Origin of the sequence: Variovorax guangxiensis (assembly GCF_003952165.1) — a bacterium.
GTDB lineage: Bacteria > Pseudomonadota > Gammaproteobacteria > Burkholderiales > Burkholderiaceae_C > Variovorax > Variovorax guangxiensis.
Map to the genome: position 1 here is coordinate 59,183 of NZ_RXFT01000024.1, position 13,638 is coordinate 72,820.

The 13,638-nt window shown below is 69.5% G+C and carries 12 protein-coding genes; 8 read left to right on the forward strand and 4 right to left on the reverse strand.

Going from position 1 to position 13,638, the window contains the following annotated elements; all coding sequences use genetic code 11:
- Positions 1-55: 55 nt before the first annotated feature.
- Genes EJP67_RS32465 through EJP67_RS32475 form a run of 3 tightly spaced genes read left to right on the forward strand, consistent with a single transcriptional unit; the run spans position 56 to position 3,042 of the window.
- Entirely contained in the window at positions 56-1,807 is a 1,752-nt protein-coding gene (locus tag EJP67_RS32465) for an FAD-dependent monooxygenase (protein WP_126025827.1), read from the forward strand.
- Positions 1,804-2,025 carry a DUF2783 domain-containing protein gene (locus EJP67_RS32470; RefSeq protein WP_126025828.1) on the forward strand — a complete coding sequence of 74 codons (222 nt, stop codon included), beginning with the start codon at positions 1,804-1,806 and terminating at the stop codon, positions 2,023-2,025. The genes EJP67_RS32465 and EJP67_RS32470 overlap by 4 nt, the downstream gene beginning before the upstream one ends.
- Before the next feature lie 42 nt (positions 2,026-2,067).
- Positions 2,068-3,042: a Bug family tripartite tricarboxylate transporter substrate binding protein gene (locus tag EJP67_RS32475; RefSeq protein WP_126025829.1), complete on the forward strand. Its 975-nt coding sequence runs from the start codon at positions 2,068-2,070 to the stop codon at positions 3,040-3,042.
- Between the two features lie 117 nt (positions 3,043-3,159).
- Here the strand turns inward: EJP67_RS32475 and EJP67_RS32480 are convergent, their stop codons facing one another.
- Together EJP67_RS32480 and EJP67_RS32485 are read right to left on the reverse strand one after the other, a co-directional pair.
- On the reverse strand, positions 3,160-4,332 hold the full coding sequence (locus EJP67_RS32480; RefSeq protein WP_126025830.1) for a toxin-antitoxin system YwqK family antitoxin: 1,173 nt from the start codon (positions 4,330-4,332) through the stop codon (positions 3,160-3,162).
- A gap of 4 nt (positions 4,333-4,336) precedes the next feature.
- A complete protein-coding gene (locus tag EJP67_RS32485; protein ID WP_126025831.1) occupies positions 4,337-4,750 on the reverse strand; it encodes a VOC family protein in 414 nt (137 codons plus the stop codon).
- Between the two features lie 64 nt (positions 4,751-4,814).
- Between EJP67_RS32485 and EJP67_RS32490 the strand changes: the two genes are divergently transcribed.
- The 4 genes from EJP67_RS32490 to EJP67_RS32505 all read left to right on the forward strand — a co-directional run bounded on the left by EJP67_RS32490 (position 4,815) and on the right by EJP67_RS32505 (position 9,786).
- A complete protein-coding gene (locus EJP67_RS32490; protein WP_126025832.1) occupies positions 4,815-6,017 on the forward strand; it encodes a TraB/GumN family protein in 1,203 nt (400 codons plus the stop codon).
- A gap of 11 nt (positions 6,018-6,028) precedes the next feature.
- On the forward strand, positions 6,029-6,400 hold the full coding sequence (locus EJP67_RS32495) for a DUF2946 family protein (protein WP_126025833.1): 372 nt from the start codon (positions 6,029-6,031) through the stop codon (positions 6,398-6,400).
- 126 nt (positions 6,401-6,526) lie between these two features.
- Positions 6,527-8,818, forward strand: coding sequence for a TonB-dependent receptor (locus tag EJP67_RS32500; protein ID WP_126025834.1), 2,292 nt, complete (start codon positions 6,527-6,529; stop codon positions 8,816-8,818).
- A gap of 38 nt (positions 8,819-8,856) precedes the next feature.
- Positions 8,857-9,786 (forward strand): copper chaperone PCu(A)C domain-containing protein, encoded by a 930-nt coding sequence (locus tag EJP67_RS32505; RefSeq protein ID WP_126025835.1) that lies wholly within the window; start codon positions 8,857-8,859, stop codon positions 9,784-9,786.
- Positions 9,787-9,804: 18 nt separating this feature from the next.
- On the opposite strand, the gene EJP67_RS32510 is transcribed toward EJP67_RS32505, so the two are convergent.
- On the reverse strand, positions 9,805-11,517 hold the full coding sequence (locus EJP67_RS32510) for a phospholipase D family protein (protein WP_126025836.1): 1,713 nt from the start codon (positions 11,515-11,517) through the stop codon (positions 9,805-9,807).
- 84 nt (positions 11,518-11,601) lie between these two features.
- Positions 11,602-13,506, reverse strand: a complete 1,905-nt coding sequence (locus tag EJP67_RS32515) for an ATP-binding cassette domain-containing protein (RefSeq protein ID WP_126025837.1) — start codon at positions 13,504-13,506, stop codon at positions 11,602-11,604.
- Between EJP67_RS32515 and EJP67_RS33850 the strand changes: the two genes are divergently transcribed.
- On the forward strand, positions 13,444-13,638 hold a 195-nt coding region (locus tag EJP67_RS33850), incomplete at its 3' end, for a hypothetical protein (protein WP_206169591.1). The two genes, EJP67_RS32515 and EJP67_RS33850, sit on opposite strands and share 63 nt — an antisense overlap.

Genomic DNA, 13,638 nt, shown 5'->3' on the forward strand with positions numbered 1-13,638 from the left:
CCTCGTACGAAGTTATGACATTGCCGCCCCTCGCGCATCGGGACAATCCCGCCGGATGACGAATTCCCCCGCTGCCACCCTCGGCGATGCCGCCAGCGGCCCCGTGCCGCCGAAGCCCGGCGCCGATGCCGGAGTGCCGCCTTCGGTCGGTGCCTTCCACTACACGCGCTATGAACCCCGCACGCCCGAACTCGGCCCCGATGGCATCGAAGCAGCCAGCCACCCCGTGGTGATCGCCGGCGGCGGGCCGGTCGGCATGGCGCTCGCGCTGGGGCTCGCGAACCACGGCGTGCGCAGCGTGATCCTCGAAGCCGACGACACCGTGTGCGTGGGCAGCCGCGCGGCCTGCATCTCGCGCCGCAGCCTGGAGATCATGGAGCGGCTCGGCGTGTTGCCCGCCTTCATGGACAAGGGCCTGCCCTGGACCGGCGGTCGCAGCTTCTACAAGACCGCCGAGGTGTTCCGCTTCGAGATGCCTAACGACGAGCGGCAGAAGCTGCCGCCGATGATCAACCTCGAGCAGTACTACGCCGAGCACTACCTGCTCGCGGAGATCCTGCGCCGCAACGAACAAACGCCGGGGCTCGTCGACATCCGCTGGGGCACCGAGCTCACCGGCCTCGCGCAGGACGAGGAGGGCGTGACGCTCGACGTGCGCAATGCCCTCGGCGCCTACCGGCTGCGCGGCCAGTGGCTCGCGGCCTGCGACGGCGGCCAGAGCTTCGTGCGCAAGACGATGGGGCTCGCGCTCGAGGGGACGGGCTACGAAGGCCGCTACGTGATCATCGACATCGAGCTCAAGAGCGGCCACCCCACCGAGCGCCGCGCCTGGTTCGACCCTCCCTGGAACCCCGGCTCGACCGTGCTGATGCACCGCCAGCCCGACGACATCTGGCGCATCGACTACCAGCTGCGCCCCGGCCAGAGCACCGAGGAGGCGCTGCAGCCAGCGGCGGTGGCGGAGTTCGTGCAGCGCCACCTCGACGCCATCGGCGAAGGCCACCTGCCGTGGAAGACGGTGTGGACTTCGGTGTACCGCGCCGGCGCGATGACGCTGGAGAGCTACCGCCACGGTCGCGTCATGTTCGCGGGCAACGCGGCGCATGCCATGCCGATCTTCGGCGTGCGCGGGCTCAACTCCGGCTTCGACGACGCGGACAACCTCGCGTGGAAGCTGGCCTTCGTCGCGAAGGGGCTGTCCGATGCGGCGCTGCTCGATTCGTACTCGCAGGAGCGCATCGAGGCCTTCCACGTCAACGCCGAGAACGCCATGCGCAGCACCGAGTTCATGTCGCCGCCCTCGCGCGGCTTCGACCTGCTGCGCGAGGCGGCGCTGTCACTGTCTGAGGAGCATCGCGGCATCGCGCAGCTCATCAACCCGCGCCAGACGCAGGCGGTGCGCTATGCGGCCTCGCCGCTGTCGAGCGATGGCGACGATCTGTCCGCTGGCCCTTTGCCGGGCGAGGCGATGCCCGAGCAACAGCTCGAACGCGGCCACCTCACCGACTGGATCGCGCCCACCTTCACGCTGCTGGTGCTGCGGCCAGACCTCGTCGCGCTGCCGTCCGGCGACATCGAGCGGGCATGCAAGGGCGCGCTGCCCTTCGTGCTCCGCGCCATCGCAAGCCCGGGCACCGACAGCGCCGACGCGCATGCCTCGCCGACAGTGTTCGAGGCGCTCGGCGCGTTGGACGGCGCGGTCTACCTGCTGCGCCCCGACGGCCACGTCGCCGCGCGCTGGCATCGCCTGCCGGCCGGCGCCCTGCAACCCGCACTGGCCCGCGCGGCCCGGGAGATTTCCGCATGACGACCACCACTGCCCCGCAGCTCCAACCCGATGCCCGGGACCGCCTCTATGCCGAATGCGCGCGAGCCATCACCGAAGCTGGAACCGAGCGCGAATCGCTCTTCCTCGCGCGGCTCGCTCTGCTGCTGTTCGAGCAGGTCGGCGACGAGGCGCGTTGTCGCGCCGCGCTGGCCGACGCGCTGCGGGCTCTGCCCGTACCATCGCTTTCCGCTTCCTGATTTCCGGAACTACATACAACCAGCAGATTGGAGACTGATTCCATGGATCGCCGCACCCTTATCGCCACGCTCGCCTCCGGCGCCGCGATGGCCGCATCGCCCTTCGCCCGCGCGCAGGAATACCCCGCGCAGCTCATCAAGTGGGTCGTGCCCTATCCGGCAGGCGGCGGCACCGACGTGATCGCGCGCGTGCTGGCCGAATCGATGCGCCAGACGCTGGGCCAGCAGATCGTGGTGGACAACCGCCCTGGCGCCTCGACCAACATCGGCGCCGATATCGTCGCCAAGAGCAAGCCCGACGGCTACACGATCCTGTCGGCCGACAACGCGGTGCTGGCCTTCAACGAGCACCTGTTCAGCAAGCTGCCGTTCAGCCCAGAGAAAGACTTCACCTACATCGGCGCCATCGGCAAGTTCCCGCTGGCGCTCGTGGTGCATCCCGACTTCCCGGCGAAGAACTTCAAGGACTTCCTGGCCTACGTGAAGGCCAACCCCGGCAAGGTCAACTACGCCTCGCCCGGCAACGGCTCGCCGCACCACCTGGCGATGGAAATGTTCAAGGTGCGCACCGGCACCTTCATCACCCACATCCCGTACCGCGGCGCCGCGCCCGCCATGGCCGACGTGATGGGCGGCCAGGTGCCCTGCATGTTCCTCGACCTGGCCTCGGGCCTGCCGATCATGCAGAGCAACAAGGTGCGCGTGCTGGCCATCGGCTCGGGCGCGCGCAGCAAGCCGCTGCCCAACGTGCCGACGCTGGCCGAGGTGGGCGTGCCCAACACGGAAGTGTTCGCGTTCCAGGGCATCCTGGGCCCGGCCAACCTGCCGGCGGCGGTGGTGAACAAGCTCAACGGCGACCTGAACAAGGCTTTCAGCACGCCGGCCGTGCAGAAGCGCTTCGACGACTTCGGCATGGAAGCGATGCCGGGCACGCCGGCGCAGTTCGCGGCGCTGTCGCGTGCCGAGTCGAAGCGCTGGGGCCCGATCATCAAGCAGGCGGGAATCAAGCTGGACTGAGCTCGCCAAGGAGCGCCTCTTTTCGCGAAACACCGCGGAACCGGCTCTGCCGGGCCGCAGGTGTTGCCCCCGGCAGGGGGTGGAGAAGCGACACGAAGTGCGCGGAGCCTGGGGGCGTTATCTTGTATATGCCTTGCGCGAGCCGTCCTCGAAGACTTCGTCGTCGCGCTGCAGCTCGCCGTTCTCGTCCCATGCGCGCTCGCGCGTGACGCGGCCCTTGGCGTCGAAGCTCGACTCGGCCAGCAGCGTGCCTTTCTCGCTGAAGCGCTGGTGGGTGCCGACCGGTATCTGCCGGTTTCGGCCCTGTATCTCGTAGCGGCCCTGCGCGGCGCGCTGGCCGCTGTCGTAGAACTCGGTGATCTCGACCGCGCGCGCGTCGCCGTTGCCGCTGTAGGCCGACTTGCTGCGCGGCTGGCCGTTGAGGTAGTAGCTGTCGTCGACGATCGGTTCGCCCGCGCTGTTCCAGCGCTGGTCGCGCACCAGCGTTCCCTTTTCGGAGAAGGCCTGCTCGCGCACGCGGATGCTCGTGCGCTCCACCAGCAGGAAGGCGGTCTCGCGGCGCTTGACGCCTTCCGATGAAAAGCTCTGCTCGACGCGCTGGTTGCCCACCGTCTCGTCGAGCGACGAGGTCTTGCCGTTGTCGTAGAAGCTTTGCGCGCGCACCCGCTTGCCCGACACGTACGCGAGGCGCGAGCGCAGGATGCCGCGCGCGTCGAACAGGTCGACCTGCGAGGGGCCGGTGCCCGAGAAGCCGCAGAGCTTCGCGTCGTCGACCACCGGCGCCAGCGTGGGCGCGTCGGCGCAGCGCAGGGCCGAGAGCTGGCCGTGCTCGGTGAACTCGACCGAGGCGCGCTCGTTGCCGCCGCCGGTGTCGGAGGTCGGATAGAAGATCGCGCGCCGCAGCTTGCCGTCGGGGTAGAAGCTGCGCACCAGGCCGCGCTCCTGGCCATCGTCGTAGGTGGCGTCGCGCAGTACGCGGCCGGTGGGCGAGAACTCGCGGGCGCGGCCCTGCAGGTTGCCCTTGGTGTTGACGCTTTGCTCCCTGGCGAGCTTGCCCTTCTCGTAGATGCGCACCAGGCCCATCGACACGCCGTTCTGTATCTGCTCCTCGCGCTGCAGCTCGCCGCTCGCGCGGTCCTTGCAGCGCAGCAGGCCGGTCTTGCCGGCGGTGCTGCTGCCGTTGTCGGGGTTCACGGGGCGGCCGTTGAGTTCGCAGTCGAGCTGGGCGTGCGCGAGGGTGGCGCACAGCAGCGCCAGGGGCGCGATGACGGCGGCCGGGCGCGGGATCATCTGCTTACTTGTCGTAGAGGGAGTCCAGGGAACGGAAGCCCTTCACCTCGATCGGATTGCCGAACGGGTCGTGGAAGAACATCGTCCACTGCTCGCCGGGCTGTCCCTCGAAGCGCACCTGCGGCTTCAGCACGAACTCGGTGCCGGCGGCCTCCAGCCGCTGCGCCATCGCCTGCCAGTCGGGCAGCGCGAGCGCGAGGCCGAAGTGCGGCATGGGCACCATCACGTCGCCGACGCGGCCGGTACGGGCGGTGGCAAAGGGTTCGCCCAGATGAAGGGAAATCTGGTGGCCGAAGAAGTCGAAGTCGACCCAGGTGTCGGTGCTTCGGCCTTCGGCGCAACCGAGTACGCCGCCATAGAAGCGGCGGGCGCCGTCGAGGTCGCGGACATTGAAGGCAAGGTGGAAGATGCTTTGCATGGTTTCGGATTATGGGCAGCGGTGCTGTGAGAATGCCGGACTTTCTTTCATCGTGGAGCAAGCCTTGCGGATACTCCGGATCCTCGCCGCGCCCCTGTGCGGCATCGCTTTCCTCTTCACCTTCGGGGCGGTCCAGGCCGCCTGCCCGCCTTCCGCCATCGCCAGCCTCGAGAAGCCCGGCGTCGCCATGCGCAACGGCGTCGACCGAGGCGTGCTCTGGCGCATCGAGCGCGACGGGCGCACCTCGTGGCTGTACGGAACCATCCACATCGGCCGTGGCGACTGGGTGCGGCCCGGCCCCACCATCCAGAAGGCGCTGACGCAGAGCGACACCGTCGCCCTCGAACTCGACATGCGCGACGAAGCCACCGCGCGCGCCATGGCCCGACCCGCCGATCCCGAGCTGCTGGCCCGCATGATCAGCGGCGAGCGCGCCCGCCGGCTGGAGCGCCAGAACAGCGAAGCCTGCGTGCCGCCGGGCTCGCTGTCGAAGCTGCAGCCGATCCTGCAGGTCACGGCGCTGGCCGGGCTGGTGGGGCGTGCCGACGGCCTCTATCCTGAATTCGGCGTGGACGAGACGCTGGCCGTCGCCGCGCGCAACGGCAACAAGCCCATCGTCGCTCTCGAGAATGCGCAAGACCAGCTCAAGGTGCTGACCGGCAATTCCGAAGCCGAGGAGGCCGAGCAGGTCGACGCGGCCCTCGACGAACTCGAGTCGGGCAAGCTGCGGGGCCAGATCAAGGAGCTGGCCGACGTCTGGGCCCGCAGCGATGCCGCCCGGCTGGCCCGCTACCCCGAGTGGTGCGACTGCCTCAACACGCCCGCCGAGCAGCGGCTGCTCAAGCGCCTGCTCGACGACCGCAATCCGAACCTCGCCGACGGCATCGAACGCCTGCACGCCAGCGGCAAGGGCGTGTTCGCCGCGGTCGGTGCGCTGCACATGATCGGCCCGCAGGGCCTGCCGACGCTGATGGCGGCGCGCGGCTTCACCGTGACGCCGGTGCTGACCAACGCGCAGGAGCAAACGGCGCAGCCGATGCCCGCGCTCGCGGCGCCTTCGCCGGCACCCAGGGCCGCGCGCGGCGGCAAGGCGGTCAAGGGCCAGCGCGCAAAGGCGGCGCCCGCGGCTGCCGCAAGAGGCGGAAAGTCGGCCAAGGCGGCGCCCGCCGCGCCGAGGGGCGGGGCCCGCGCGCCGGCCAAGGCAGCCGGCAAGGCCGCGCCTTCCAAGGCCCCGGCCCCTGCCGCCAAGGGCAAAGTGCGCAGATAATCGCGGCCGCCATGCACGCGCTGCACCGATCCACCCGCTCCATCGCCCTCGCCGGGCGCTGGGTGCTGCTGTGGTTCGTGATGTCGCTGGGCGTGGCGGCGGCGTCGCCGCTGGTGAACCCGCAGGCCATGGAGCTGGTGTGCTCCGGCGCCGGCTCCATCAAGGTGGTGGTCCACACCGAGGACGGCGTGAAGGAAATGGGCGCCTCGCACATGGACTGCCCGCTGTGCGTGCTGACCGGCGCACCGCCGCCGGCCATGGCCGCCCCGGTTTTCGATCTTCCCCTCCCGCTGGGCCGCGTGGTCCAGCCCATTCCCGCCGCGCGCCTTGCCGCGGCCACCGCGGCGCCGCTGCCGGCGCGCGGGCCCCCGACCTTCTCCTGACGCTCTCAAAACCCTAGCCGTGCATGCGCGCCCGAAGCGCGCGCGCGGCTTGTCCGGCCTGTCCGGTTTGAAGCTTCGTGGAGAAGGTTCCTCTTGAAAAAGCATTCCCGAGCCCTGGCGATCGCCATGGCATTTCCCCTCGGCGCGCCCGCGCTGGCGCAGCAACTGCAGCCGGCCGAGGCGTCTGAAGGCGGCCCCGGCGGCCGCTCGCTCAACACCATCACCGTGACCGGCGGCCGGCCGACCTCGCTGCCCGCGCAGATCCCCACCACCATCGAGGGCGTGACGCACGAGCAGATCGTCGAGACCGTCAACGCCACCGACAGCGAGGACGCGCTGAAGTACCTGCCGAGCCTGGTCGTGCGCAAGCGGTACGTCGGCGACTTCAACCACGCGGTGCTCGCCACGCGCGCCTCGGGCACCGGCAACAGCGCGCGCTCAATGGTGTACGCCGACGGCATCATGCTGTCGAACCCGCTGGGCAACGGCGCCACCTATGCGCCGCGCTGGGGCATGGTGTCGCCGGAGGAGATCGAGCGCGTCGACGTGCTCTACGGGCCGTTCTCGGCCGCCTACCCCGGCAACTCGGTGGGCGCGGTGGTCGACTACGTGACGCGAATGCCCACCAAGTTCGAGGCGCACGTCAAGCTCAGCGGCTTCGTCTCGAACTTCGACCTCTACAACAGCCATTCCTCGCCGGCCGGCCAGCAGCTCGACCTGTCGCTGGGCAGCCGCAGCGGCGACTGGTCGTGGTGGCTCAGCGCCTCGCGCACGCACAGCAAGGGGCAGGCGCTGGTGTTCGGCAACCGGCTGGTGAGCGCAGGCACCGTCGGCAGTGCCGGCACGCCGGTGACCGGCGCGGTGGGCGGGCTGAACCCGTCGAACCAGCCCTGGTGGCTGGTCGGCGGCTCCACCATCTACGACACCACGCAGGAACAGGCCAAGCTCAAGCTGGCCTACGACTTCTCGCCCACCGTGCGCGCCACCTACACGCTGGGCGCATGGAACAACACCACCCACGGCGGCGTCGATACCTGGCTGCGCGACGCCTTCGGCCGGCCGGTGTACGGCGGGCGGGTGAACATCGGCGGGCGCAGCTACAACCTCGATTCGCCCAGTGCCGCGCTAGCGCCCACCGAGACCGCGCTCACGCACTACATGCACGGGCTTTCGGTCAAGAGCCACACCGGCGGCGTGTTCGACTGGGAGGTGGCGGCCAGCCTCTACGACTACTCGCGCGACACCTCCCGCACGCCCACCACGCCATTGCCGGGCGCTTTCAGCGGTGGCCCGGGCCGCACGACCGACATGGGCGGCACTGGCTGGAACACCTTCAAGGCGGCCGGCACCTGGCGGCCCACCGGCTCGGCCGAGGGCGTGGGCGCGCATGTGGTCGACTTCGGCTTCCAGCAGGACACGGCGCGGCTTCGCACCAGCGTCGGCAACACGCTCGACTGGATCGGCGGCTCGCCCGTCTCGCCGTTCTCGGCCTTCAATGGCAACACCCGGCTGCAGTCGCTCTACGCGCAGGACACCTGGCGCTTCGCGAAGGACTGGAAGACCACGCTCGGCCTGCGCCACGAACGCTGGGAGGCCTACGGCGCCCAGCTCGGCAACGCCAGCACGCTGCTGAACTTTGCGCCGCGCAAGAACAGCTACGACTCGCCCAAGGCCGCCATCGCCTGGCAGGCCACCTCCGACTGGCTGCTCAAGGCCTCGACCGGCCGCGCGGTGCGCATGCCCACAGTGAGCGAGCTCTACCAGGGCTCCATCGACGGCAACCGCATCGTCAACACCAACCCGAACCTGCGTCCCGAGCGCTCGTGGACCACCGAACTCACGGCAGAGCGCGACCTCAAGGGCTGGGGGCTCGACGGCGTGCTGCGCACCACGCTCTTTTTCGAGAACACCAGGGACGCGCTCTATACGCAGGCGCTCACCAACCTCGTGAGCACCGTGCAGAACGTCGACGCCATCCGCACCCGCGGGCTGGAGGTGGCGCTGAACGCGGTCGACGTCGGCGTGCGCGGGCTGGACCTGAGCGGCAGCCTCACGCTGACCCGCTCGAAGATCGCCGCCAACAGCGGCTTCGCGGCCAGCGTCGGGCACGACCAGCCGCGCGTGCCGAGGGTGCGCGCCACGCTGCTGGCCACCTACCGGCCCGACGAGCGCTGGAGCTACACCGTGGGCGCGCGCTACAGCGGCAGGCAGTACGGCACCCTGGACAACAGCGACCCCAACGGCTTCGCGTACATGGGCTTCTCGAAGTTCTTCGTGGTCGATGCGCGCATACGCTACCGGATCGACCGGCAGTGGAGCGCCTCCTTCGGCATCGACAACCTGAACAACAACAGGTACTGGGCCTTCCACCCGTATCCGCAGCGCACCTACGTGGCCGAACTCAAGTTCGACCTTTGATCGATGACTCCCCGTTCCAACCGCAAGGACCAAACGACATGAACAAAACGACTTCGATGGCCATCCTCAGGACCACCGCCGCATGCGCCATGCTGGCCGGCATGGGCGCCGCGGTGGCGCACGTCACCCTGCGCCCGGGCGGCGTGACCGTCGGCAGCGACTACGACGCCGCCTTCCGCGTCGGCCACGCCTGCGAAGGCGCCAAGGCCACCACCGGCCTGGCCGTGCGCCTGCCCAGGGGCTTCATCCTGAGCGACGCCCAGGCGCGCAAGGGCTGGAAGCTCGACGTGCACAAGGGCACCAAGGACGGCGAAGGCGAGGTCCGCTGGACCGCCGAGACGCCCGGGAACGCGCTGCCCGGCAGCGAGCGCGCCGAGTTCGTGCTGCGCGGCAAGGTGCCCGCCACGCCGGGCACGCTGTGGTTCAAGGTGCTTCAGACCTGCGACGTGGGCGCTGCCGACTGGGCCGAGGTGCCGGCCTCGGGCAGCTCCGCCGCCGGCCTGAAGAGCCCGGCCGCGAAGCTGAACGTGGTGGCGCAGGGCGTGGCCACGGTCGACGTGCGCGACGGCTGGGTGCGTCAGTCGGTGCCGGGCCAGAGCGGCACCGGCGCCTTCATGAAGCTGACCTCGCCCACCGGCGCGAAGCTGGTGGGCATCTCCACGCCGGCCGCCGGTGTCGCCGAAGTGCACGAGATGAAGATGGAGGGCGACACCATGAAGATGCGCGAGCTCTCCGCCGGCCTCGACCTGCCCGCGGGCCAGACCGTCGAGCTCAAGCCCGGCGGCTACCACGTGATGATGATGGACCTGAAGGGCGCGCTGGCGAAAGGCGCGACCGTGCCGATGACGCTCAAGTTCGAAGACGCCAAGGGCGTGAAGACCTCGCTGGACGTGACGCTGCCCGTGGGTGCGCCCGAAGGCGCGGATGCCGGCGGCGCGGCCGGCGCGGCGCACCAGCACAAGCACTGATCCGCGGCGCTTTCGCTCTCAGAGCAGCTGGTCGGGCGCCAGCGGCCCGAAGAGCTTGAGCATCAGCCGCAGCATGGCGCCGGCGTCGGGCTCGGTGGTGGCGTCCTTCAGGCCGCTGCCCTGGGGCGCGTGCCACACCAGCGAGCCGTCGACCAGCTCGACGCGCCATGAGCGCTCGCGCATGCCGCGCTCGATCTGCTCGGTGGCGGCGCGCGAGAGCTCGTTGCTGCGGATCAGCAGTGCGATCTCGGTGTTCTGCAGTTGGGAGCGCAGGTCGAGGTTCATCGAGCCCACCACCAGCAGCCGGCCGTCCATCACCAGCACCTTGGAGTGCAGCATCGCGCGCGATTCGCCGGGGGCGCTGCTGCCGCCCGAGGAGCCGAAGACATTGCCGAAGCTCGCCTGCTCGCTGCGCAGTTCGTAGAGCTCGATGCCCATTTTCAGCAGTTCCTCGCGGTGGCGCGCGTAGCCCACGTGCGCCACCGGCGCGTCGTTGGAGGCCAGCGAGTTGGTCAGCACGCGGATGCGCACGTTGCGGGCGCGGGCCGTGGAGAAGGCCTGCAGCATGTCCTTTCCGGGCACGAAGTAGGGCGAGATGATGGTCAGGTCGGTTCGTGCCTGGCCGATGAGCTGCAGCAGTCCCTCGACCACGGTGTCGCCGCTGGCTGCGATGTCGGAGGCGGCTTCCAGCGAGGCCGGGCCGCGAGAACTTCCTGTCTTGTCGTCGGGACGGCTGACCACCAGGCCCGGAGCCTTCGCGTTGCCGGGGCCGGAGTCGGCGGGAATCTTGCCGGGCTTGTCGGCCAGCATCACGGCCGGCGCCCAGACGAAGGTGGCTGTGCGCAGGTCGAGCGGCTTCTCGTCCCAGGCTCGGGCGCGCTGTTCGGCTGTGGGCGTTCCGGCGCCTCCTTCCTGCTGCCGGGCCGATTCCTCGGCCAGTTCCTGGGCGGCCTTTCGCGCGCGGTCGCGCATGGCCTGCAGCTCCTCGCGGGTGACCAGCGACTGCACCGGGTAGGCGCGCTCGTTGTTCCAGTAGCTGTCGAAGCTGCGCGACAGGTCCTGCACGATGGGGCCGGCGGCCAGCACGTCGACATCGACGAAGTTGCCATTGGTCGCGTTGCCGAAGTAGGCGTCGCCCAGGTTGCGCCCGCCCGTCACGCCCAGCACGTTGTCGGCCAGGAACAGCTTGTTGTGCATCCGCTGCTGGATGCGCGAGGCGTCGTCGATCGAGTTGAGCAGGCGGCTGAAGGTGGAATCGCGCGAACCCGCGAGCGGGTTGAACAGCCGCATCTGGATGTTGGGAATGAAGGCCAGGCCGAGCACCAGCGCGTCGCGGCCGGTGGAGTGGAAGTCGTCGAGCAGCACGCGCACCCGCACGCCGCGCTCGGCGGCCGCGCGCAGGCCGCGCACCAGGCGGCCGGTGCTGGCGTCGGCGTGGATCGCGTAGTACTGGAGGTCCAGCGTCTTCTGCGCGCCTTCGATCAGCGCGAGGCGGCTGCCGTAGGCCGCCTGCGGACCACCCAGCAGAAGGAAGCCGGATTCGTAGCGGGCCTTCTCGGCCTGCCGGCGCTGCTGCACCAGGTCGGCCAGCGCGGTGCCGGTGGCCGGCGCGGCGATGGCGGTCGAGACGGGGCGATCGACGTTCTGCGGCAGTTGCGCGCAGGCGCCGAGGGTCAACAGCGCCAGCAGTGCCGTCGACCGGCGGAAGAACGTCTGAAAGGATGGAGGCATGCGGCTTTCCCGGGCTTGGAAGGGTGCCGCATATATAGCCTAGTCGGCGCCCGCCGCGCGTCGGACGGCAGGCGCGCCCGGCTGTCAGCGTCCGGCGGAGAGTTCTTCCTGGCGCTCCATGGCGGCCAGCAGCTCATCGTCGATCTTGGCGTGGCGCTCCGCCAGCTCGGCTGCGCGCGAGGAGTCGGTGGCGTAGATGGCGCCGCCGTCCAGCTCGAGCAACTCGGTGATGCGCTGCTGCTCGGTCTCGAGGGCCGCGATCTGGGCGGGGAGCGCGTCCAGTTCACGCTGCTCCTTGTAAGAGAGTTTCTTGCGCAGGCCTGGCGCCACCTTCGGGGTGGGCACTTCCGCCGCAGGGGCGGGAGCCGCGGCCGGTGCGGCTGCCGCTGCCGTGGCAAGGCGCTGCTCGGCAATCTCGCGGGCGCGCTTGGACTGCGTCAGCCAGTCCTGAACGCTGCCTTCGTACTCGCGCCATCGGCCGTCGCCCTCGTACGCGATGGTGCTGGTGACCACGTTGTCGAGGAAGGTGCGGTCGTGGCTCACGAGGAACACGGTGCCGTCGTAGTCCTGCAGCAGGTTCTCGAGAAGCTCGAGGGTGTCGATGTCGAGGTCGTTTGTCGGCTCGTCGAGCACCAGAACATTGGCCGGACGCGCGAACAGGCGCGCCAGCAGCAGCCGGTTGCGCTCGCCGCCGCTGAGCGAGCGCACGGGCGAGTTGGCGCGCGCCGGGGAGAAGAGGAAGTCGGAGAGATAGCTCTTGACGTGCTTCTTCTGGGTGCCGATCTCGATCCACTCGCTGCCGGGGCTGATGAAATCTTCCAGCGTGGCGTCGAGGTCGAGCTTGTCGCGCATCTGGTCGAAGTACGCCACCTGCAGGTTGGTGCCGCGGCGGATCTTGCCGCTGTCGGGCTCGAGCTCGCCGAGGATCAGCTTCAGCAGGGTGGTCTTGCCCGCGCCGTTGGGGCCGAGCAGGCCGACCTTGTCGCCGCGCAGGATGGTGCCGCTGAACTTGCGGATCACGGTCTTGTCGCCGAAGGACTTGGTGGCGTCGGTGAGCTCGGCCACGATCTTGCCGCTGGCCTGGCCCGAGGCCACGTCCATGTTGACGCTGCCCTGCACGTTCCGTCGGGCGGCGTGGCTGGCACGCAGCTCCTGCAGGCGGGTGATGCGGCTCTGGCTGCGGGTGCGGCGGGCTTCCACGCCCTTGCGGATCCAGATTTCCTCCTGGGCCAGCAGCTTGTCGGCCTTGGCGTTGATCACCGCCTCCTGGGCGAGCTGCTCTTCCTTCTGGGCGAGGTACTGCTCGAAATTTCCGGGGTAGGAGCCCAGCTTGCCCCGGTCGAGCTCGACGATGCGGGTGGCGACGCGGTTCAGGAAGCTGCGGTCATGGGTGACGGTGACGACGCTGCCCTTGAAGTCGATCAGCAGCTGCTCGAGCCATTCGATGGAGTCGAGGTCCAGGTGGTTGGTGGGCTCGTCGAGCAAAAGGACGTCCGGAGCCGCCACGAGAGCCTGGGCGAGGGCTACGCGCTTGCGGGTGCCGCCTGAGAGAGAGCCGACGCGGGCGTTGCGGTCGAGGTGCAGGCGGTGCAGCGTCTCCTCGACGCGCTGCTCCCAGTTCCAGGCGTCGAAGGCCTCGATCTGGGACTGGAGTGCGTCGAGGTCGAGGCCGTCGGCGCCGGAGAGATAGAGATCGCGCAGCGCGATGACCGGGGCCAGGCCCTGGCTGGCGGCGGTGAAGACGTCTGCATCCATGTCGAGCGCAGGCTCCTGGGCGACGTAGGCCACGCGAAGGTTCTGCTGCAGCTGCAGGGTGCCGTCGTCGGTCTTCTCCAGGCCGCCCAGTATCTTGAGCAGGGAGGACTTGCCCGCGCCGTTGCGGCCGATCAGGCCGATGCGCTCCGATTCCATAAGAGAGAAGTCCGCATGATCCAGCAGCGGGACGTGACCGAACGCGAGCTGCGCGTCGAGGAGTGTGATGAGTGCCATGTGGCGCGGATTATCGGAGGAGGGGATGTCGAGCCGTCCTGGGGAGTGTTTCTTCCTCTATATGGAAAGAGCAGAGAAGAGCCCGCTGCGACGCCGATCCAAGATTCTTTCACGAGCGTCTTGCGCAAGCCC

Excerpts from the sequence above, each read along its gene's own strand:
- EJP67_RS32465 (WP_126025827.1), top strand. The coding sequence starts at position 56 with ATGACGAATTCCCCCGCTGCCACCCTCGGCGATGCCGCCAGCGGCCCC.
- EJP67_RS32470 (WP_126025828.1), top strand. The coding sequence starts at position 1,804 with ATGACGACCACCACTGCCCCGCAGCTCCAACCCGATGCCCGGGACCGC.
- EJP67_RS32475 (WP_126025829.1), top strand. The coding sequence starts at position 2,068 with ATGGATCGCCGCACCCTTATCGCCACGCTCGCCTCCGGCGCCGCGATG.
- EJP67_RS32480 (WP_126025830.1), bottom strand. The coding sequence starts at position 4,332 with ATGATCCCGCGCCCGGCCGCCGTCATCGCGCCCCTGGCGCTGCTGTGC.
- EJP67_RS32485 (WP_126025831.1), bottom strand. The coding sequence starts at position 4,750 with ATGCAAAGCATCTTCCACCTTGCCTTCAATGTCCGCGACCTCGACGGC.
- EJP67_RS32495 (WP_126025833.1), top strand. The coding sequence starts at position 6,029 with ATGCACGCGCTGCACCGATCCACCCGCTCCATCGCCCTCGCCGGGCGC.
- EJP67_RS32500 (WP_126025834.1), top strand. The coding sequence starts at position 6,527 with ATGGCATTTCCCCTCGGCGCGCCCGCGCTGGCGCAGCAACTGCAGCCG.
- EJP67_RS32505 (WP_126025835.1), top strand. The coding sequence starts at position 8,857 with ATGAACAAAACGACTTCGATGGCCATCCTCAGGACCACCGCCGCATGC.
- EJP67_RS32510 (WP_126025836.1), bottom strand. The coding sequence starts at position 11,517 with ATGCCTCCATCCTTTCAGACGTTCTTCCGCCGGTCGACGGCACTGCTG.
- EJP67_RS32515 (WP_126025837.1), bottom strand. The coding sequence starts at position 13,506 with ATGGCACTCATCACACTCCTCGACGCGCAGCTCGCGTTCGGTCACGTC.